15 protein-coding genes are annotated in these 22,585 nt (G+C 42.0%); 2 read left to right on the top strand and 13 right to left on the bottom strand.

What is annotated here, in order from left to right; genetic code table 11:
* Nucleotides 1-81: 81 nt before the first annotated feature.
* From BuS5_RS09060 to BuS5_RS09000, 13 genes are all read right to left on the bottom strand, one after another.
* Entirely contained in the window at nt 82-864 is a 783-nt protein-coding gene (locus tag BuS5_RS09060) for a helix-turn-helix domain-containing protein (protein WP_027353962.1), read from the bottom strand.
* Between the two features lie 140 nt (nt 865-1,004).
* Nucleotides 1,005-2,024, bottom strand: coding sequence for a SurA N-terminal domain-containing protein (locus BuS5_RS09055; RefSeq protein WP_027353961.1), 1,020 nt, complete (start codon nt 2,022-2,024; stop codon nt 1,005-1,007).
* Nucleotides 2,025-2,035: 11 nt separating this feature from the next.
* The gene (locus tag BuS5_RS09050) at nt 2,036-2,737 is read right to left on the bottom strand and encodes a SurA N-terminal domain-containing protein (protein WP_198012253.1); all 702 of its coding nucleotides are present in this window, start codon (nt 2,735-2,737) and stop codon (nt 2,036-2,038) included.
* A gap of 22 nt (nt 2,738-2,759) precedes the next feature.
* A complete protein-coding gene (gene mfd, locus BuS5_RS09045; protein ID WP_035265421.1) occupies nt 2,760-6,296 on the bottom strand; it encodes a transcription-repair coupling factor in 3,537 nt (1,178 codons plus the stop codon).
* A 57-nt stretch (nt 6,297-6,353) separates the two neighbouring features.
* Nucleotides 6,354-7,715, bottom strand: a complete 1,362-nt coding sequence (locus BuS5_RS09040; RefSeq protein WP_027353958.1) for an MmgE/PrpD family protein — start codon at nt 7,713-7,715, stop codon at nt 6,354-6,356.
* A gap of 122 nt (nt 7,716-7,837) precedes the next feature.
* A complete protein-coding gene (locus BuS5_RS09035; protein ID WP_027353957.1) occupies nt 7,838-9,796 on the bottom strand; it encodes an oxidoreductase in 1,959 nt (652 codons plus the stop codon).
* A 63-nt stretch (nt 9,797-9,859) separates the two neighbouring features.
* A complete protein-coding gene (locus BuS5_RS09030; protein ID WP_027353956.1) occupies nt 9,860-11,215 on the bottom strand; it encodes an MmgE/PrpD family protein in 1,356 nt (451 codons plus the stop codon).
* A gap of 89 nt (nt 11,216-11,304) precedes the next feature.
* Nucleotides 11,305-11,865 carry an OsmC family protein gene (locus BuS5_RS09025; RefSeq protein ID WP_027353955.1) on the bottom strand — a complete coding sequence of 187 codons (561 nt, stop codon included), beginning with the start codon at nt 11,863-11,865 and terminating at the stop codon, nt 11,305-11,307.
* Nucleotides 11,866-12,416: 551 nt separating this feature from the next.
* The gene (locus BuS5_RS09020; RefSeq protein WP_027353954.1) at nt 12,417-13,181 is read right to left on the bottom strand and encodes an ATP-binding protein; all 765 of its coding nucleotides are present in this window, start codon (nt 13,179-13,181) and stop codon (nt 12,417-12,419) included.
* Between the two features lie 12 nt (nt 13,182-13,193).
* Nucleotides 13,194-13,991 (bottom strand): acyl-CoA dehydratase activase, encoded by a 798-nt coding sequence (locus tag BuS5_RS09015; protein ID WP_035265419.1) that lies wholly within the window; start codon nt 13,989-13,991, stop codon nt 13,194-13,196.
* Nucleotides 13,992-14,792: an acyl-CoA dehydratase activase gene (locus tag BuS5_RS09010; protein WP_027353952.1), complete on the bottom strand. Its 801-nt coding sequence runs from the start codon at nt 14,790-14,792 to the stop codon at nt 13,992-13,994.
* Nucleotides 14,793-14,843: 51 nt separating this feature from the next.
* Nucleotides 14,844-16,253: a 2-hydroxyacyl-CoA dehydratase family protein gene (locus tag BuS5_RS09005; protein WP_027353951.1), complete on the bottom strand. Its 1,410-nt coding sequence runs from the start codon at nt 16,251-16,253 to the stop codon at nt 14,844-14,846.
* Nucleotides 16,254-16,266: 13 nt separating this feature from the next.
* Nucleotides 16,267-17,388, bottom strand: a complete 1,122-nt coding sequence (locus tag BuS5_RS09000) for a 2-hydroxyacyl-CoA dehydratase subunit D (RefSeq protein ID WP_157487392.1) — start codon at nt 17,386-17,388, stop codon at nt 16,267-16,269.
* 494 nt (nt 17,389-17,882) lie between these two features.
* Here BuS5_RS09000 and BuS5_RS08995 point away from each other — a divergent pair, with 494 nt between their 5' ends.
* A complete protein-coding gene (locus tag BuS5_RS08995) occupies nt 17,883-19,013 on the top strand; it encodes an ATP-grasp domain-containing protein (RefSeq protein WP_232223055.1) in 1,131 nt (376 codons plus the stop codon).
* A 356-nt stretch (nt 19,014-19,369) separates the two neighbouring features.
* On the top strand, nt 19,370-22,399 hold the full coding sequence (locus BuS5_RS08990) for a hypothetical protein (RefSeq protein ID WP_027353948.1): 3,030 nt from the start codon (nt 19,370-19,372) through the stop codon (nt 22,397-22,399).
* Nucleotides 22,400-22,585 lie beyond the last annotated feature (186 nt).

Below are 22,585 nucleotides of genomic sequence, written 5' to 3'. Positions count from 1 at the left end.
GTTAACCGTAGGGGCAACCCCCTGTGGTTGCCCGGCACTGCATGGTCAATTTGTAATCGGGCAGGCACAGGGGGCCTGCCACTACGGAATCTGTATATTCACAACCTGGCCGGTCCTGCCGGGCACTTCTATGGGCTTATCATTTAAAAAAAGTTTAACCCCTGTAGCATTGCCGATGAGGATATTATAACCGGAAAAAGCTTCAAATTCCAGACTATCTCCTGGCTTAACAGTGTATTCAGTCGAATCATGGCTATCTATAATCACTTTAAGCCAGGTTTCTTCAACAGATACAATTTTCAAAAGTAATTTTTCAAGCACAACCGCCACCGGCGCTTCCTCCGCTTCAGGCAACTCTTCCGCCTCTGTCACTCTCTGCTCAGGCGGATTCTGTTCATTTAAAAGATCAGCTTGCGGTTCCTCGGCAGCGCCCTGTTCTATAGAAGCTGCCTGAGGCTCTATGTTTCCAATCGGTTCGTCAGCCCCTTTTTTCATCATAAAAACAGTCAAACCGATAATCACCGCCAAAGCTGAAACAGCCAGCAAAAATCTGGGCCAAAATCTTGTACCAGGTTCGGCCCGGGATGCTTCAAGGCGGAGATTCCTGCCGGCATTTTTATTACTACGGAGGTATAACCTTACAATCTCATCTCTATCAGCGCCGACAGCATCCGCATAGGAGCGTAAAAAATTTTTTACAAGCACCGCTGCCGGCAGTCTCTCATGATCTTCCTTTTCAATAAGCTCCAGCATCGTCTTCGATACCCTGGTTATCTCAAAAAGATCGTCCAGGGTCATGTTTTTCTCACGTCTTAATGACCGAAGGAGCCTGCCAAAGGAAAGATTTTCTTGATCGATATTCATATCACCACTCCATGCAGAGCTATAAATTGTCAGATAATAACCTGATTTTAAAAATTGGCACAAGGCCAGAGGGAGGAAGGCGTATTGTAATACTCCGACGACCGATAACGCAGTGAAATTATTTATGTGACAATCTATATTTACTGTATTATTTTGATGTGCGACTTTGCACGCATCCCCTCAACCCACACCTTAAACCTTTGATTTACCCTTTCAGTATAAAGAGTTTCTTCTATTTCCTTTGACGCCTCCTCAAGGGACCTGCCTGGCGTATCTTCAATATCTTCAATATCTTCAATATAAAAAATCTGAAACCCCTGGTCGGTATCAAGGATTCCGGTCCACTCACCCGCTATTAATCCTTTTAAAGCATCCTGTATTTCCGGTGCAAGATCATCAAACTTGCAAAATCCAAGATCGCCGCCTTCTCCGGCAAATGGTGATTGACTGTAAACACGCGCCAAATCTGAAAAAGACTTCCCCTCTTCTAATTTTACCAGGATATCCGCCATCTTGTTCAAAAGATTTTGCCTGGTTTCTTCACCCGAAAAAGAAGAAGGGCGCATTAAAATATTACGAAGATGATATCTCTTTTCGGCGGCGTATTTTTCCTGGTTAGCTTCATAATATGCCATTATATCTTCTTTAGTTATAACAACCTTGGAACGTACTTCATAATCAACAACCCTTGATCTGAGCATCTGTTCTTTAAGATCCCGGCGATACTCCTCAATTGTCACGCCTTCCTTTGCCAATATTTCCCTGAAATCCTCATCAGTATGATAATTAGCCTCTTTAATACGTTCTATTGTTTTATCAATTTCATCATCTGTTATTGTAACTTTATAATGCTTTGCTTCCAGATAAGTCAGTTTATCATTAATGAGATCATTGAGTACTTTTTCCCGAACGGTATACAAAAATTGCCGTTCATCTTCAGGGGTACGCCCCATTGACTTGATTCGAGCCAGATAAGGTTTCAACGCAAGATTAAGTTCGGAAAGCGTTATTATCTTGTCATTAACAATTGCAATAATTCTATCAACCACTTCAGCGCTGCTCAAACTACAATTTACAAAAAAAAACGATAACAAGAAAAAAATTATATAAACAGAATTAAACTCCGAGATCTTAAATATTGAGTAAAAGTATACTTTCATTTTTAATTGAATCAGCCTTTTATTATTTTATTCCATTCAGTCATGTTCACTTTAATATTATATTTTTTTTTCAGATCACCCAGCCAGGGACCATACATCTTTTCCGATTTTTCCCTGCGCAAATGTTTTATTATTTTTTTGTTTATATCATCGGGCCCTATTGTTGAATCCGAATTTTCATTTCTACCTTCATTATACCCTTCGTAATACTTTATTATGTCTTCAGGTATTATCGCTATCCTCTCTCCCAGATCTTTTTCAATGACCCTTTCCATAATCAGACGTTTCCTGATCCCATTTCTCCAGAAATTATATGGAACAGCATTTTCAAGAAAATTTTTTTTAAATTCATCATCAGGATAATCTTTTTTTATATCAGAGACAACCTTTTCTACATTATTATCAGTAATATTAATATTCAATTCTTCAGCCCTTTCAGCCAGAACCATCTCTTCTATAAGCTGATTTAAAAACATAATCTTCGCATCATTTAAAATAGCCGGGGTCTGCATCGAATTATAGGGGTACAAGGATTCAATCATTTCAAAATCAGAGTTAAAATCACGCACGTTGATAACCCTGTCATTGACCTTAATCAAATATTCATCTGTGGACTCTATTTGCAAAGCATTGTCAGAGCAGCTACAACCTGACAAAAACCAAAAAATATTTGCCGCCAACACCATACACAATATTATGCAACAGGCCTTCATTCTCATATCTCAAAAAAACCGTTTAGCCGTTAACACGTTGAGCAATTTCCTTCAATATATTTTTAGTCTGAACCATCGGACTCAGGGCGCTCCCCTTTAACAGCCTGGCATGAAAAGCATGATCAGGGGTAAACCTGTATCTGTTGTCCCCGGAGTCGATCATACCGATAATACCTAGGGGATTGGCCTGATGAACTTCAGAAAAATTGAGGACGAGATTCTCACCAGCCAAATCGAGACGCCTGACACCAGCCTGAACAGACATAATCTTAATGATGATCTTTACTAGAAGATTATTCACTTCATTCGGCAGTTTGCCGAATCTGTCTTTCATGTCATTCCGGAACTCGGGAATCTCCCCGATATCATCCATCCTGGCCAGTCGGCGATATATTGACAGCCTCAAATCAATATCCTGTATATACGACTCAGGGATATAACAGGATATGTTGACATTAATCTCGGGATCAAGATTTTCAACAAAGGTTTCTCCCTTCAACTCCGACATCGACTTTTCCATGAGCTGAAGAAACATATCATAACCGACCGCTGCGATATGGCCCGACTGGGAAGCTCCTAGAATCGTCCCGCCGCCGCGAAGTTTAAGATCATTCATGGCAATCTGAAAACCCGAACCAAGATCGCTGTGCTCCATCAAGATCTTGAGTCGTTTCTGGGCGTTTACGGGAAGAACGCTCTCATCAGGTATAAAGAGATACGCATAGGCCTGTTCATCAGAACGACCAACCCGTCCCCTGAGCTGATACATCTGGGCCAGTCCAAATTTGTCTGCCCGGCTTACAAGTATTGTATTAGCCGAAGGTATATCGAGACCGGATTCAACAATAGTTGTGCAGACCAGCAGATCAATCTCCTTTTTCATAAAACGGAGCATTACTTTTTCCAGATCATTTTTGGGAAGACGGCCATGAGCAACATCAAGCCTTACTTCCGGAACAGCCTCCTTTATTTTTTTCGAGATTGCCCATATACTATGAATATTATTATGGACAAAGAAAATCTGACCGCCTCTTTTCAATTCCTTACGGATTGCATCTGCGATTACCCTGAAATCGAATTTACAGATATATGTGATAATGCCGCGTCTTTCCTCCGGTGGAGTCGAAATAATACTTATGTCACGCACCCCCATGAGCGACATGTGCAAGGTTCTTGGTATTGGGGTTGCGGTCAAGGCTAAAACATCAACTGTTTTACGTAATTTTTTAAGCCTCTCTTTATGTTTTACTCCAAAACGCTGCTCTTCATCAAGCACAAAGAGCCCAAGGTCTTTAAAACTGACATCCTTTTGGACAAGCCGATGAGTGCCGATAACAATATCCACTTTTCCGGATTTAAGACCCTCAACAATTTCATGCTGTTTTTTTTGGGAACGGAACCGGTTCAGACATTCGATCCTGACTGGATAATCTTTAAAACGATCTGAAAATGTATTAAAATGCTGCTCCGCAAGAACCGTTGTGGGAACCAGGATAGCCGCCTGCTTGCCGTCACACACAGCCTTAAAAGATGCGCGCAGGGCCACCTCCGTTTTTCCGTACCCCACATCGCCGCATACCAGCCGGTCCATAGGTAACGGCTGTTCCATGTCATTTAAAACATCTTCAATTGCCTGCGATTGATCGTCCGTCTCTTCAAAAGCAAAACCGGCCTCAAATTCCCTGAAATGACTGTCTGCACCCGAGAAAGCATAACCCTTCTTTATCTTGCGCTCAGAATAGATCTTAAGCAGTTCTCCCGCTATTTTTTCAACCGACTTTTTAACCTTTTTTTTGACACGATTCCAGGATTTTCCACCCATCTTGTCAAGAAGCGGATTAATACCCTCCACTCCCATGTATTTATCTACCATACCCATTCTATCTACGGGAAGATAAAGCTTGTCGTCATCTTTATATTCTAATAACAGGAAGTCACTGGTTGTTCCCGGCATCTTCAACTTGACCAGGCCCTTATATCTGCCGATGCCGTGTTCAATATGAACCACAAGGTCATCTGTTTTTAAATCGGCAAATTCAAGGAGCTTTGTTTTAACCGAAGGTTTAACCTTTTTGCGTTTATGCCGCTTGGGGCCGAAAATTTCATCTTCCGTAATTATTGCAAGAGACTCAAAAGACCATGTAAAGCCTGAGGAAAGGCTGCCGATACAGATATAAAAAGAGCCGCGCGAGTTTTTTATCCCAGGCAGTTTATCGATTATGGCCGGCTGAAGCCCGTATGGACTGATAAGAGCCGTGAGCCTGTCGGACTGTGATTTTGTGCTGCAGACTATGAATACGGCATTGCCTTCAGACTGATTATCTTTGATCCAGTCTGCAAGAGGTAAGAGAAGATTATCTTTTTCCTGACAATCTTTCAATTCAGACCTCATGTAGGTGTTATTTTTTATTTCAAAATCCCATCTTTCCAATTTTATAACAACAGGGCGTTTCTCTTCACCCTGATCCAGCTCAAAATCCGAAACAGGAAGCATCGATAAATTAACGGGATTATTATTCAGAAGGAAATCCCTGGCCTCTACCCATTCCAGGTAAATTTTTTCCGGCGCCACACAAAATTTTTGTTCACCGGATGCTTCAAGATAATTTTTCGATACAAGTTCCCGGAACTCTTCAGCGCTCTTTTCCAGTTCTCCCGGATCAGACAAAATAAAAAGAGCTTTTTCAGGGACATAATCAAAAAAAGTGCCGAGTTCCGTATAAATTATCGAAGCCAGACTCTCAATACCCTGGAACAAGCCCTCGCTGCTGATTTTATCTATAATATCCTTAGCTACAGTTGCCGGGATATTAAGAGAAGCAGCCTGCTCCCTTATCCTTCTGAACAGACTTTTTAGTGATACTTTTTTAAGTATCACTTCTCTGGCAGGCAGTATCACAGCTTCCGGTATTTCCTTAAGCTTTCTCTGACTTGCTGCTGAAAAGAATCTAAGAGAATCGACTGTATCTCCGAACCATTCTATTCTTACCGGGTCATCATAACCTGGCGAAAAGAGATCCAATATCCCGCCTCTTACACAAAAATCCCCGGGCTCCTCCACAATAACGGAACGTGTATATCCTCCCGCAATCAGGTTTTCCATAAGAAGATCCCGATCACATTCTTCTCCAGCCATAACAAGCTCGACAAAATCGCCAAGCTCCTTTTTCGGAATAATTTTCTGAAGTAAAGCGTCAGGGGTTGTAACTACGATCGGCGGAATATCATAATGGATCAACCGGTAAAGAGTGCTGATACGCAATGCAGCGGTCTGATTATGGTAGGCGATATCTTTAAAAGGAAGAATATTGTACGACGGAAAAAGGATAACCGGGGGTTTGATGTCACTAAAAAAAAAATCAAGGTCCTCAACAAACTTCCCGGCTTCCTTTTGAGAAGCAACAACTACGACAATCGGCGATTTGAGCTTGTCGTACAATCTGGAAACAAGATAACCTTTTTCCGACCCGGACAAGCCGGCGCAGTCAATGCCTGTGTCCCGCCCGGGGATCTTGTCGATCAAGGATTTAATAGATATATTATTTTTGTTTTGAATCATTCAAACATTGTTCCTTGCCTTTTCAACTTTTGTTCGAGTCCTTTAGATCAGTATGCTTTACTTTATCAGTAAAGGAATGACTTCTATTATATCATTTATTTTTTCCAGCTCCATAAGTTTCTTGAAAAGGTTGCCGACTTTTGATTTATCCAGGCTCAACAGGGCAAGATCCCGGAATTTCGCCTGAACTTCATTTTTGCTCATTTTATTTTTGGGATTTCCCTTTGGATAGATAACTGATTGTTCAAAGAGGGTACCATCCTGGGTTTTAAGGTCAACAAAGGCAGCAATTGTATCCGGGTATTTTTTATTTAATTCAGGATCTCCCTGTATTTTAATCTTACTCATTATCTCTTTGATTTTATTATCATTTAGTTTTTCATTTGTAAACTGGGATAATGAAACATTACCTTGAGATGCTGCCATTGCAACACAATAAGGTATGGAGAGCCGGGCGGCCAGTACTGTATCCGGAGCATAATTACACCCCTGTCCTTTTGCAAGATCGTTTTGCCGGATGTGAATTTCTTTGATATCAGCCGGATCTATATTTTTCTTACTGATTATTTCCAATGTGGCCTGGATAGGAGAATGGCTGCACAAGATAGTCGGATAAGCCTTTATACCATCTTCCATAACCAGATAATCTGACCCAAGGTTTGCTCCAATGGATTCAAGATCAGGCTCATCCGGGCAATATGCCCGGCAAAAACCGGTAGGGTATTCCAGGATACCTTTAGGTCCGGTGGCCCCTTTTGCGACCAAAAGAGAAAGAAGGACTCCTTTCATTGCCGCAAACCCCGGGTGAAGACTTTTTGAAAAATCCCCCTTGTCCACACCATATCGAAGTCCTCCGGTTTGATCTGCGGCGTGTCCTATGACCATCTCCATCTGTTGGGCATTAAAATTCAGGATTTTTCCGGCCGCAACTGCTGATCCAAATATACCTGATGTTCCTGTCGGATGCCAGTATTTGTAATGGGTGGGCATTACTGAACGTCCGATTCGGGCTGCTGCTTCAAATCCTAAAACAAATGCTGTTATTATATCGGAACCGCCGGCATGGGCACGTTCGCCCATAGCAAAAATAGTTGGAATCAGCGAAGCTCCTAAATGAGTCAAAGATCCCATATGAGTATCATCAAAATCAATGGTATGGGCAATTGTAGCATTTGCAAGGGCTGCATTTGCAGCAGATGTTTTAAAACCGTCGCAAAAAACAGTAGCCTCGTCATTTCCGCCCTGTTCTTTAACAAGCTCTACAATCCAGTCCGCCTCTTCTGAAGCCTCGGTAAATCCGCCTAATCCACACCCTATGGCATCAATAATCAGCAGTTTAGACTGTTCAATCACCTCTTCAGGAATATCGCCAAATTCTTTTTCTGCGAGAAAGATTGCCAATTCTTTAGTTGGAGCCATTGTATATCCTCCTTATATATACCTCGAAAGGCCATAAATTGCATTTTTCCAATGGCCATGAACAGATCACAAGATTAGGCTCACAATAGATAACCTTCCGAGGTATACCTCTGACCGATGTTTTAAAGTTTAATTGCCGTTAAAAAACCTTTTTGAATTGCATCCAGGATATTTCCCTGTTTAACACAATTGCCGATGGAAAAAACTTCAGGAGCCGCATCTTTGAAACTTTCATTGAATTCAGGCTTTCCCTTAAACCCGCTTGCCAGGATAACGGTATCTGCTTCAATAAGTCTTTCCTGCCCCCCTTGAGTAATCATAACGCCATCTTTTGTAATCTCTTTTGCTTCTGCCATTGTTATAATATTTACGCCAAAATCTTCAAGGCTGAACATAAGCGGTGTTTTTACCTGGGAAGGCATGCCGGCGCCGACATTGTCCTGCATTTCAATAACTATTGGTTTTTTGCCATTTTCTCCCAAAAATTCAGCCAGTTCCAGTCCAGTTTGACCGCCGCCGATAATAACAATATTTTTACCCAGCGTAACCTTTTGGTTAAGAACATCCAAAGCCGAAACTACAATTTCATTTTCTACTCCAGGAATTGGAGGTATTAGATTATCGCCTCCCACAGCAATAATTAATGCCTCCGGCTTTTCATCATTAACAATGGCCGGGGTAATCTCGGTATTTAAAACTACCTTGATACCCAATTTATCAACCTGTTTGGTAAAATAATCAGTCAACCGGTTAATATCGGTTTTGTGGGGAGGGATAGCCGCCTCTATCAACAGCCCCCCTAGCTTGTTACGTTTTTCATAGATCGTTACAGCATGTCCTCTTTTAGCAGCAACAATTGCCGTTTCCAATCCTCCCGGGCCGCCCCCTGCAATCAAAACCTTTTTCTGCTTGTCAGCCTTTTCAAGTTTGAATTCTCCTTCTCTTCCAGCCATGGGATTTACCGTGCATGTCATGGGCAGATCTTTTTCCACAACATTTTGAATACATCCCTGGCAGCAGGAAATACAAGGACGAATATCATCATATTTTTCTTCAATGGTTTTATTGACAAAATTCGGGTCAGCTACAAGCGTCCGGCCCAAAGCGATCAGGTCGGCTTTTCCTTCCTGCAGAATCTTTTCGGCAAATTGCGGGGTTCTGATCTTGTTAACTGCGATAACCGGTATTTGAACACCCTTTTTAATATTTTCCGCCAGATGAACAATGGGGCCGTCATCAAGACGCATTGAAGGAATGGAAGGAATAAATGCCGGATCCTTGATCGTGGCAGCAAAACCGACCGAAACATGAATAGCATCTATTCCTGCTTTTTCAAAAGCCTGCCCTATTTTACGAATGTCTGCAAGGGAATTACCTCCCCCAGGTTCCATGCCGTTCATTCTTACAATAATTGGATGGTCGTTGCCGGCTTCTTTTCTGATCCGTTCAATAACTTCCAATACAAATGTTAATCGTTTTTCAAAAGTTCCGCCGTAGGCGTCTGTTCTTTTGTTTGCCCAGGGTGATAAAAACTCGCCGCATAAATACATATGGGCACAGTGAAGTCCTATAGCGTCAAAGCCTGCTTCCATAGCCCTTCCGGCTCCCTGGCCAAATTGTTCCACCACATGTTTGATCTGATCAACACTCAACTCTTGGGGAACAACATAGCCGGGTGCCGGGTGGGCGACCTCTGATGGACCCACAGGAATAAGCCCCCTGGTTACATCGAGACAACCCGATTTTTTTGCCACCCGACCAGCTCGCCGGCCGCCATGAGCCAACTGCATAATTGTTTTTACGCCATGGAGATGAATCGTGTCATTGAATTTTTTTAACATGGGAATATACTTGTCATCATCAATCGCAGCAGGAAACTTGACATTATTTCCTAATGGAAAATCAACGATTCCGTCTTCACAGGTTATTAAGCCTACACCGCCTTTTGCAATGTTTTCATAAAATCTAATTGCTCTTTCCGTAATAAATCCGTCCTTCATTAAATTGTTTGACATCGGCGCAAGAACTACCCTGTTTTTCAATTCCATGTTTCCTATTTTACAAGGTTCAAGCAATTTCATAACTTTTCTCCTTTTTGTGTGTAGTGCCCGAACGAAAAATAGCTGTTTTCGTTCAGGTACTAGTTAGCCTCTCAATATATCCATCAAAAGGCTGATATCTGATAATTGTTCAAGACCGGAGAGCATCTCCTTTGATCTTTTGATTTTTTCAGAATCGAGTGCCAAGGCTGCACAATCAGAATATTTTTCCAAAAGCTCCTCTTCAGTCAAGGGATTTGCAGGATCTCCCCGGCCATGATCAACCCTTTTGCTATATTCTTTTCCGTCTTTTAAAACTATTTTAATATCAGCGTTAAAGGTACCACGGTAACCCAAATCCGACATTTCCGGAGAAAGATACATATCCACTTTTTCAAGAAGCTGTTTGATTTCAGGAGCATTAATCTTTTTATCGGAAAATTGAGAGAAGCCGACCTTTTTTTCAATCAAAGCGACAGCCAAACAATATTCCATGCTGAATTTCGCTTCAAGGGGTGTTGCAGGTTTTGGATATACAAGAACATCCCTGCCAATCGGAACCGTCCCGCATTTAATCTGTTTAATTTCATCTGCTTTTAAATCATGTTCCCTGCTTAGAGAAATAACGGCATCAATAGCCGGATGAGCAGCCCCGCATGTAGGATAGGGCTTAATTGTAAAGCCGGGATCTTCAACATCAAAGGGATTGCCTAACCGGTCGATGATTTTATTTTCATCATATTCAACTGCCATTACCTTACAGAAACCGGCTTTGCCCTCAAATATTTTGGGGGTACTGGTAAAGCCCTCCTTTGCCAGCATAGCAGACATTGTTCCCTTGGCGGCAGCCCGCCCGGCATGAAAAGGTTTTGTCATTGTACCGAAATTTTCCCTTAAACCGGAAGACTCACTCCCCGCGATACCCAGGGCATAAATAATTTCCTGTTCACTTAATCCCAAAATTTTGGCAGATGCAGCAGCAGCGCCAAATATACCAATAGTAGCAGTAGGGTGCCAGCCATTTTCATAATGTTGAGGAATCGTACCCCGGCCAATTTTGCATTCTACTTCAATCCCGATGGTAAAAGCCGAAAGCATTTCTTCTCCGCTGATTTTTTGTTCTTCTCCCAAAGCCAAAACCGCCGGTAATACAGATATGCTGGGATGGCCAATCAAGGTAGGACTCATATCGTCATAATCCTGAACATGTCCCATGGTGCCGTTAGCCATTGCAGCATTATAAACCGAACTTTTAATTTTATGCCCGACAAGACTTGCTGCCGGCGCTCCTCCTGTTTTTTCAACATATCTTACTATTATGCTACCTGCATCTTCCTTCGCACCTGCCAGCATTGTACCAACAGAGTCAATCAGACTGGCCTTTGCTTTTTGTAAAGCAGCATTTGGAATATTTTGATAGTCGGTCTTCAAAACAAACTTCGCAAGTTCTTGAGAAACCATTGTAAATACCTCCAAAATTCGGAAAAATGTTCGTTAATGTTCAACTTAATTCTGGACAGTTCCTAAGTGGTAGCCGTATTTTTTGCAAACTATTCCATTTCTATCGTGACCGGCACCGGGTTGCGGATGATATCTAAAAGCGGCGAGGTTTTCTGAACATAGGCGCATAGTTCTAATAATTTTTCTTTGGATGCATCAGCCTTGACTCTGAACTTCACTTTTATATTCTCATATCCAGGTCGTATCGTCTCGGACAGGCCAAGGAAAGCATGTAGATCAATGTTACCTTCCAAACTAAAATCCAACGATTCAATGGAAATGCCTTGAGCTGAGGCGTTGTAAATAAATCCTACACATAAGCAAGACCCCATTGCATGCAACACCGCTTCGACTGCATTTGCTCCATGGTCTTCTCCCAACAAAACGGAAGGCTCATCTCCTTCTATCACAAGTGATTTTGTCCGGGAGGTATCTTCCGCCTTGGCCCCGTAAAAATTTTTGAACTCAGTCCGGCAATGCCCACCATTCACCCACTTGGTTTCCGCCCTGAATTGAAACCTGGCGATATCCGGATCGCTCTTGATAGCGTTAATTGTGCCGACTAACTGATCAACATTAACACCATTTTTTACATTAGCCACTTCGTTCATTTTATTCTTCTCCTTTTCTTGTTCCAAAAAACAATTGCATCATATTCCCAAAATGAGACAAAAATTGACGGTTTACAAAATAATCTTAATACACCTCCTTTTCGAAGAGTATTTTATTGCTCTGAATTACCACTCCTTTCAGCAGGAACTAATTCAGAAAATTGTTCAATTATAGCATAAACACAGATAGATTTATTTGTCAAAAAAGTGTAAAGTACTTTTGAAGTTATATGGTGGATGTCTAAAAAACAACAAAAAAATAAGTCGGCACAAAAATCATGACCGGCTGACTTTTTTTATTATACATTTTTGGATCATAGCGGATTATTGTGGAGATTCTATTTCTTGAGCATATACTAATTAAACTTATGCCATCAGGTATTAGCTTTTAGCTGTTCATCATGGATTACCACACTAATCCGTGATGAACCACATTTTTAAAATAGAGATTTTATGACATTTTCACTGGGAAATGAGACGATCGGGTATCCAGAGGTAAGGGGAGTCCTGAAATCAGGAAAATTGTTGTCAAGGGATGCGGAATGTCCGTTCTATGTATATAGTGTTTTCATAATTTTCTTAACAGCTTTTACACTCGGCGATTCCCCAGGCAGATCAAATATGGATTTTCCAATAACGTCGTATTTAGCAATATTTTCGTCCATGGGTACGATTCCGGAAATTTCTGTGCCTTCTTTTTTTAAAACCGATCTTATTTTTTCTATTCTGTCCTTTTTATCTGCCTTATTCAAAATAATGTTGCAACCAAATGATTTTTGTACACCATAACTTTCTGCAACGTCTTTAATATATAATGCTGTTTGGACACTCCTTAGGGTCGGTTCGATGACAAGTATCAGATCATCTATATCTTTTGTAACTCTTCGGTTGATCTGTTCAGGACCAGCCTCACAGTCGATAATGGTTACGTCAAACTCCTTTGAAATACTTTCAATACCGTATCTCAACAATACATTGACTGAGCAAAAACATCCCGGCCCTTCCGGCCTTCCCATTGTAAGGAGCTTGAATGTTCCCGCATCCTGCAAACATTCCTCGAAAATTGTATCCCGTATATGTTTATCACCGAACATGGCTTCCTGGGCAGCCTCGGCGCTTTTGACAAAGCGTTCCCTCAGGTTGTTCAGGGTCTTGCTTGCATCCAGCCCGAGCATGAGAGTCAGGTTAATTGACGGATCAGCATCCACGAGAAGAATTTTGTGATCTGCTCTATCAGAAAGAACCCTGGTAATCAATGCTGCCAGAGTTGATTTTCCGATACCACCTTTACCACTGACGGCTATTATTTTTTTCACTAACTATCCTTTCTATAATATTTCCTGGGCAAATAAGGCCGCACCTATGGCGCCGATCACCTGGGGGTTTGCACTATATCTTTTAAATTCAGTCCCGAGCATATCCTCTAAATATCTGATGACCTCGGGATTTTGCGCAACCCCGCCTGTTACAATGATATCCTCCTCTAAACCGAGTCTCATAACGATTGTTGAAACCCTTTTCGCGATGGAGTAGTTAATGCCATTTGCAATATCCTCTATCTTTTCTCCTGTATTCAAATAGCTTACAATTTCACTCTCGCCAAAAACACTGCACTGGGACGAAATTTCAACCATTTTGGATGCAGAGGCACCTATCTTTCCCAGACGCGCTACATCCAATTCCAGGGCCGCTGACATTATATCCAGGAATCGTCCCGCCCCTGCAGCGCATTTGTCACTCTGGTCGAATCTCTTTACCTTTGCATTCTCAGAAAAACGGGCCACCTTTACAATTTGGGCCCCGATATCCACCACCGTTCTTGAAGTAGGCAAAACCCACCTTGCTCCTTTAGCAAGGCAAACAACCTCAGATTTAATTTTCAGATCCGGACCGTTCAGTTCCGGACCGAGCGATACCCTTTTTGCGCCCCATCCCGTTACCCCAAAACCTTTAATCTCGCCATGACCCAGGTTGGCCTTTGCGAGTAATTCATCATAACAGGCCTTTGCTGCCAAAGCAGGCTTTACGCCTGTATCTTTTATAACCTGCGCAATAATATTATCATTTTCTAAAATTACCCCTTTTATGGCAACCAGCCCCACATCCATCCCTATTACAAATGGCATCTATTCTTTCTCCTTATCATAATGCATTTGAGCAAACAACGCCGCCCCCAAGGCTCCCATGATCTGGGGGTCCAGAGATAACCCGGTAATTTCACGCCCAAAAAGATTTCCCAAATTTTTGATGACCCCCACATTCTTTGCAACACCGCCCGTGACAGTCACATCCCCATCAATTTTACCATTCAACTTGATTCTGCCTGCCAAAGAAAATGCCCTTTCAGCCATAGCCTTATTGACTCCCGCGCCTATATCAATGGCATTTTTATCCTCGGCGAGTAAAAACATGGCCTCATATTCTGCAAAAACGCTGCATCTGCTTGAAATTTTTATTGGATTATCCGATTGGAAGGTCATCTGCCCCAAATCGGAGACATCAACGTCCAGGACCTTTGACATAATTTCCAGAAACCTTCCTGTTCCCGCTGCGCATTTGTCATTCATGACAAAATCGACCAACCCGCCATCTTTATTCACAATAATGGCCTTACAATCTTGCCCGCCGATGTCAATAATTCCCCTTACAGAGGGTTGACACCAGTGAGCGCCTCTTCCATGACAGGAGATTTCAGAGATGGTTTTTTTAGAAAAGGGTATTTCATCACGCCCATAACCTGTGCTAACACAATAATCTATATCTTCCATTTTAAGCCCGGCCTTTGCAAGGGCCTTTTCCATGGCCTCTGTTGATGATTGTATTGGCATGGGCCTGACGGTTATAATCTCAAACGCAACAATCTCACCATCTTTCATAATTACTGCTTCAGCGGAAAGGGATCCAACATCTACTCCTGCAACTATCATTGCTGACCTCGCTTTATTGTAAGCGGAACGGAGACTAAATTGGTCTATCAATTAGTCTGCCAAAACGGTTTCTACAAAACTTCCAATGCGGTGTTTGAACTCATCCGGGGGACATGTCCGTTTATCACACAATTCGATTTCAAATCGTGTTGAAGGGATATTCAACTCATCTTCCAGTCTATCCGCCAGAAGTTTGCTGATGGCCCAACCCTGTTTGCATGACAAGTTTCCCCCAAATATGCCGCAATCAGCATCCCAGTCTTTTGCCAGATAGATCATGTCATCAAGCCACACATCACCGAAGCTCATGCTCTGTCTTTCCATGGCAAAATTCATGATTCTCTGTGCCCATCCCTCGATCATTGAATCTACCGATGAAGTGTCCACCTGATGATCAATGAAATAAGAGAGCCCACAAGTAATGTAGGTCATCCCATAGGTCTCTTCAAGCCAGTGATACAGCTCGGGAGTATATGCGTTCATAGCCCAGGTGTGGAGTGCCCTGATCTCTTTTTTCCCTTCCGGAATTACGGGGGTACCCTTATTGGATAACCTCTCTTTAGCCTCATCTACGATAAATTGAAAATACTCGGTACATGACGGCTTCCCGAGGAGGGTGACCATCATAAGCAGATCCAGGAGACGATGCATACCCGGATCGGGATTGGGCTTATTCTTTCTAAGTTCAAGCAGTTCACCGCAAAGGGCATAGGTCTTGTTACTTTCCTCCATCTGCTGTCTGAATAGATCTTCATCAAGTTTTTGTCCCGATATCTTCTCAAGTTTTGGTATGGCCCTTTTAATGGCATCGCTCTGATGCATCAGGCCATCTTTGTCTAAGTAGTAGGTTGAATCATACATAACATATTCATTGCCATACCATTTCTTAATGGCCTGGTATGCCAGGTTACTCGAAGGGCAAGGTGTCCCCGGTTTTACCATGACGTGGGGAGGCTTCCAGTTCCCATTCATCACATAACCGGGGTAAGCCACATTGGCCGTGCAAAGATGATCGGCAAATCCTCTCATCCTGAATTTATCAATGGCATCTTCACATCCTTCTTTATACATGGCAGAGGCAACCATGGTGGCCTCGCTGCAGAGCGGAGAAAACCCCAGGGCACGAAATAATTCCGGCCCCTGCGCAAACCAGAAATCCAGCTGTGGCTTATCCGCCTTGATGTCATCAATGATACCCTGCCAAAACGGAATCTGAGCTTCCGCACATTTCAGTATAGCGCCCCTGTTTTTTGGATGAAAGGCCGCAACAACAAGATCCGGTCTTAATGACTGAAACACTTTAACCGCATACTCCGGCAAGGTCTTTAATATTTCCGGCGCTGCGGCCATAAGATCTTCTACGGTTTCAAAACTGGTTAATGCTGTTTTAACCAGCTCAAAAGTAGTCAAATATCTTTGAAACAACTCTATTCCTTCTAACTCTTTAGGAACCGTTTCCATAGTTTATCCTCCATTATTTCCCGAGTTTTTCAAAAAAAGCCTCGATCCTCGTCGTGAATCTGCCTATATCCGTTATCCTGTAATCCCTGTCCAGAAGCAGAGCCGGCACGCCAATATCTTCCAGATCTTCCTTGTACAAGGGGTTGTCTCCCGAATGATGGTCGCAAAAGGCTATTTTGAAAAAAATGGCCCCGTCCACATCATATTTTTTGGCCATATCTAACACAAAATCACGTTTTCGCTCATAAACAAAGGTCATCCTTGGACAGGGCTGGTGATCGTAATATCGCTTGGCAATGGCGTAAAGGGGATCCTCATTCACTTCCACCTTGTCCATGATCCATCGTGTGCCGGTACAAAGAACATCTGTAACCACAAGACCTCCGGCATCTTCGATAACACGTATCACTTCGGGCTGATCTATGACGCTTCCTCCAATGAGAATTCGGGCCCTGTAATCTGTAATAGGATCTCTCTTCTCCAGTTCGTCCAGGGACTCCTTGAGCAATTCGTTATACTTTTTCTTGGGCATGGAGGTTCCGGCAAGGATGATCTTGTGGGTATCAGCCCCATTAATCATAGGCTCCGCACCTCCTCTGAAGTCATATAATTTGGCTTGAAGGTCCCTGGTTTCATTGCAGACATTTATTGCATCAGCCAGGGCTTTGTCCGTAATTTTTACGTCATAGGCTTTTTCCAGATCGTCCCTGAGTTTTTTTACCTCATTCTCCAGATACCATTCAAAATCTTCTTTGTCGTAAGAATAGGGCACCACCATAATGGTTTGATAGGGAAATTTTATGAGCTTGATCCAGACATCATACATGCGTCTCAATTGATCGCAGGTATTTACGAAAACAACCCCATCCATAAAATCAAATGCTTTAGACAGACCTTGATCCAGGAGATGCTTCGAAAACAAGCAGTGAAATTTCGGCATATAAACATCTGCCTTATTGGTTTCAGTGGAACCTGTTGCATTAAGCCTGACGGGCAAAAAGCCCGCAGCTATCAAAATCTCTTCAGGCGCATAACTGCAAGTGTAACCTATGACTTTTCCCCCGTCTTTTTTCCAGTCATCAATATAACGATTATATAACGTTCCTCCAGTTCGGATTAATTCTTCGACTGCCATGATCCTGTCTCCTTTTTTGGTATACGCCAGGCACACGCGCAAACAGAAAAAAGCCGCAGGCAAGCAGCTTTCACTCCTCACCTCCGCGGCGATTCACTTTGATCTTGTTTCTTCTAAACTATTTGAATATTCGCACCATAAATGGACTCTTTGCAAAGTGGCAATATCCACTACATCAGCGTGAATAGCCGTAAGTATTGCGAATAAGGCACTTTTTATTATGTTATAATATAGTATAGTATAGTATATTATAATGTCAAATATTAAAAAATTCTATCGATTTTTCCTGTATTTCCGGCATTTTCAAGTTACCGCTGACAAGAAAGTACTGTAATATCGCTATACCCTTCGCCTCCATCCGGCCGGCAGGGTCTAAGACTTGTCAAACGATTTACTACATGATATGTTTAAAATATGTGCCGTGCCCGGCACACAATCAGGGATAGGTAATAATGTTTTTTGTAGATAAGCCATACGTCTCGGATTTTTTCAAAATGACTGTCAGAGACAATGCCATACCTGTAGTCGATACAGATATAACTAAAGAGTTGGACCTTTACAGTGGGACGAAAATAGTTAGTGAAGATAAAGCTATTAAAATGACTCGCGAGTCAGATAATCCTGCCATCTATACTACATCTGAAAATTCAATAGGTTGGATATCGAAGAATTTAGCTTTCAGTAATCTTCCTGGAAAAATAGAGTTATTTAAAAACAAATTGAAATTTCGTGAGCTGACAAAATCAATTTTTCCTAACTTCTATTTCAAAAGTGTTGGTGTCGAAGACTTAAAACAGATTCAATTTAGCGAATTGCCTGTCCCATTTATCATCAAACCGGCTGTTGGTTTTATGAGCATGGGGGTTTATAAGGTTTCCAATTTTGAGGAGTGGACTAATACAATTGATTCAATAATTGCAGAAATAGATCAAATTAAGGATTTATACCCCGCTGAGGTGTTAGACACCAGTTTATTTATTATTGAACAATGTATTAATGGAGATGAATTTGCTGTTGATGTATACTATAATTCGATTGGTGAACCGGTTATTCTAAACATACTGAACCATACTTTTTCTTCAGATACCGATGTTAGTGACAGAGTTTACATTTCATCCAAAAAAATTATCGAAAGTAATCTTGAAGAATTTACAGGGTTTGCAGAAAAAATTGGGAATTTAGCTAGAGTAAAAAACTTTCCTGTACATATTGAGCTTAGAAGAGATAATGATGGTACTTTATTACCTATCGAGGTTAATCCGATGCGCTTTGGTGGTTGGTGTACTACCCCGGATATAGCCTTCCTTGCCTATGGATTTAACCCTTACTTATATTATTACTCACAAAAAAAACCAAATTGGTCTGAGGTTCTCAAAGGCAAAGAAGGAAAACTCTTTTGTGTTATCGTGTTGAACAACTCGACTGGCGTAGATGCAGATGAGATTACATCCTTTAATTATGAAAAATTACTTTCAAAATTTGAAAAGCCAATAGAGCTTAGAAAAATTGATTTTCAAAAATATCCCGTCTTTGGTTTCCTGTTCACGGAAACCAGGGAAGACAATTTTATTGAACTTAAAAACATACTGAATTCAGACCTGAATGAATTTATATCAACAAAATAAAATAGCCCAATCGGGTAGCCTCTCCCCCAGCCCCCGGGTAAGTAGCCCAAAGGAACTTCCCCTTCAGGCTCTATCAGAACCGGACGTAAACCTCAATCATGTCACCTGGCCGTAACTGCCAGTTCCAACTGCGTACTGTCTGACTTATTGCCTTTGCTGCCTTGCTACTTATTGAACGCCTCAATTGGAGGGGAAATAGAGATGAATTCACTACTCCGAAAGTTGAGATTATATTTATAAGACATACTTCCTTTCAAGTATCAAACTAAAAAAGAATAACAGAAATGACAGCATTGGCTGAAAAAAACATTTAAAAGTATACAAAAGGAAATACCAAAACTTTCCAAGAGTAACTCATGCGCAAGATTTTTTTTGATAAACGAGATCATCAATTGTTGAATATTGTCAATGATGTACTCACCAGGAACAGTGCCCGTAAATATACAAAAAAAATAGTCTACCCTTATCTTCATCCGCACGGAATCAAAGAGATGGCAGAATCAAGAGGGTTGCGTATTGCACATGCCATAATCCATTTACTGGAATTTCTGGATGTGGGCGGGATTAATGACCGCTTAAGCGCATTGCGATCCTTGAGAGATGAAATTTTGAATGCCACAGGTGGTACTTTACCAAAAAATACTGCCCGGGTTCTCTTGCAGATTATGAAAGAATTGGTCCGGGCCCACGGCAACTACCGGCGTCAACTTGAACTCGCACATGATTTCAGGACAACCGCAACCGGTAATCCACGGATTATTCGGGCACAGCTGCGCCGTTACCATCTTCTGGAAATGCCTGAAGAATGGAATCAAATAACTTTCGACGACCATGTTCATGATGCAAATACAAAAGGGCGAAAGTCTTCCAGCCATTTAATAATGGACGCCTGGATTAAGGGGATTAAACGTCTGCGGGTGGTCTACTACAACTACCTTGAACCCAGATTTGTTGTTGAACTCCTGGAAGCTGGAGAAATTATAGGGATTACTATACGAATCGGGGTAGAGTTTCCCGCAACATTTTATATGAAGTATGCCCAACTGATCTGGGTACCAAGAGGCTTTCCGGACTCTAAGGCTTTTTTATCTTTTTTGGCGGAAAAATCTGTCGCCGCATTTATGGCAGATGGCCGGAAAGTTTCTGAATATCAGCAGCGTTTTGTCATGGCAATGTTTCAGGAATTCAATGAAAAACATTGTCATGATATTAATGAGACTTATGGGATTAATCTGTGCCCGCTCGATAAATCTGCATTCTTGTCCTTTGTGGGTACTGGTCAGGCCTCGCTCCTTCACCTTGCGAAATTTATCCATGCAGAGATACTGCCCGCCATGGATGCCCGTGTTACAGTGCTTCGAGATCGTTATGCCCAGGCTAATCCTGAAGAACGCCGACAGATTGAAAATACAGTAAAAAATATGAACAAGCTGGACTCGGATGCTATCCTGGAGCGTTACCTTCAGCCAGCCGAAAATCCGGAAATAGATGACCCAAATATTCCTTGCGACCTCCCTGGTGTACCGGATATGCTTAAACTGTCACCATGTGAGCTGATCGAAAAATTAACCCGGCTTCATTCCGCCTTCCACATCACGCTTAACCTGAGTAATCTAAAGGTCGATGATGTACTTGAGATCCTCTATGATTGCAATGGCATGATAACCCGGCTTGAAATTTTTAATCTTAAAGACTATGCCGCCGGAAAGACCACCCACGTTGCAGAAATAAATCGACTGCAACAAGCCATCAATGATGGCAATGTCATTAGTCTGAAACAGCTCATCCGTAAAATTATTGCCCGGCTGGAGGCATCGGATGATGCTCAAAAAAATAACAGGATTGGAAAGCTTTTAAATATCCTGCATGATATTACCACATTAAAAGATCTGTACAAAGGGACTATCCTGAAAGCCCGCATCGGAAGCGATTCAACCGGCCGTTCAGCGCGTGTACACGGAATGGGGCTGGCAATCAAAGAGACCCTTCCGCAAAGGGCGCAAAAAAAAATTAAAAGCTCCGTTGCTCCCGTTCGGAAAATCGTTCCGATAAGGATCAAGGCTTTTCGGCGAACAACCTGTATTCCCCGAATAAGTCCAAATGCCTCTGGAAACGCATTTTATAACTTGATTCGTCGTGTTCCCATATTGAAAATGATGGGAGAAGAGCGCCATGAGGATTGGGTCATTCAGGAGTCTTCCATTCACATGGAAAGCCCGGGCAACATCGTAACCCTGGGAGGTATTCAAACAGAGAGCGACAACGGATTATCCCTTGATAGTCCGGAAACAAAAGAGAATGCCAAAAAAATTTCTTTGAAATATCTCAACAGCGGCCTAAAAAACGGATTAAAAGTGCTTATCGGCTTTATTCCTGCCTTTGCAACTTTTGCCCTGACCAAAGACTGGTGGCTGTTGGCCTATTTTGGGGCTTTTATATGGTTCGGCATTACCGGATTACGTAATGTCCTGCAATCCGTTCTAGGCGGCGGAGGTATCCGGCGTTCTCCTTTATTGAGATGGAATGATTATGTAAGCTGGACACGGATTACTGATTCACTTTTTTTTACAGGGTTTTCCGTCCCTTTACTCGATTATGTTGTCAAAACCGTTGTCCTGGATAGATTTCTGGGAATTACCACTGCCACTAATCCTGCAGCGCTCTATGGATTTATGGCTCTCGCAAATGGAATATATATCTCCACACATAATGCTTTTCGTGGTCTGCCAAGAGGCGCTGTTTTGGGAAATTTTTTTCGCAGTATCTTGTCTATACCGATTGCCATAGGATTAAACGCTGCAACAGGAGGGATTCTGGCCTATATCGGCTTTGCAGGAATTGACGATATTCTTCAGAAGTGGGCAGCTATAATCTCCAAAGCCGCCTCGGATTTTATTGCAGGCATCATTGAGGGATCAGCAGATCGTTACCATAACATCTGCGAACGCTTGCGGGAATATGATACCAAGATAAAACAATTATTCGATATCTATGCCCAACTGGAACTCCTTTTTCCTGAAGTCAAGGTTTTGCAGCTACTTGAATCTCCGGAATTGCTCCGGCAAAATAGAAACGCTGAAGTGCTCGATCTTGAAAAGATCATGATCATTAATGCTCTTGATCTGCTTTATTTCTGGATGTATCAGCCTCGTGCCAGGATTGCCCTGCACAGAATCCTGCGAACCCTTTCTAACGAAGAGCGCCAAATCCTGATGAAATCTCAATTTATCCTGAATCAGCAAAGGGAAATTAGTCTTTTGTTCGTTGATGGACTCATCGGCAACAATTTTTCCAAGCCTCTATCTTTCTACCTTGATTATTCAAAAGAATATCTGAAGGCGATTAAAAAAATAGCTCAATCCAAAATAAATTTACAGATCATTTAATGAAAAATTTTTGATCGGAATGGGACTTAATTAGTACTTGAACGAAAACTAAAACAGGTACTATTTCGGATAGTTAAACATTATTCAAGAAACGAAGATTTTCGAAAAGCTGCTAGCATTTAGCTATTGGCTCAAGGAACTATCTGTTTGATTTGAAAAGATAAAAGCTAATCGCTAAATGCTAAT

The organism is Desulfosarcina sp. BuS5 (assembly GCF_028752835.1).
Lineage (GTDB): Bacteria > Desulfobacterota > Desulfobacteria > Desulfobacterales > BuS5 > BuS5.
Note: the sequence above shows the minus strand (reverse complement) of the source record. Positions and strands in the feature narration are given on the sequence as shown.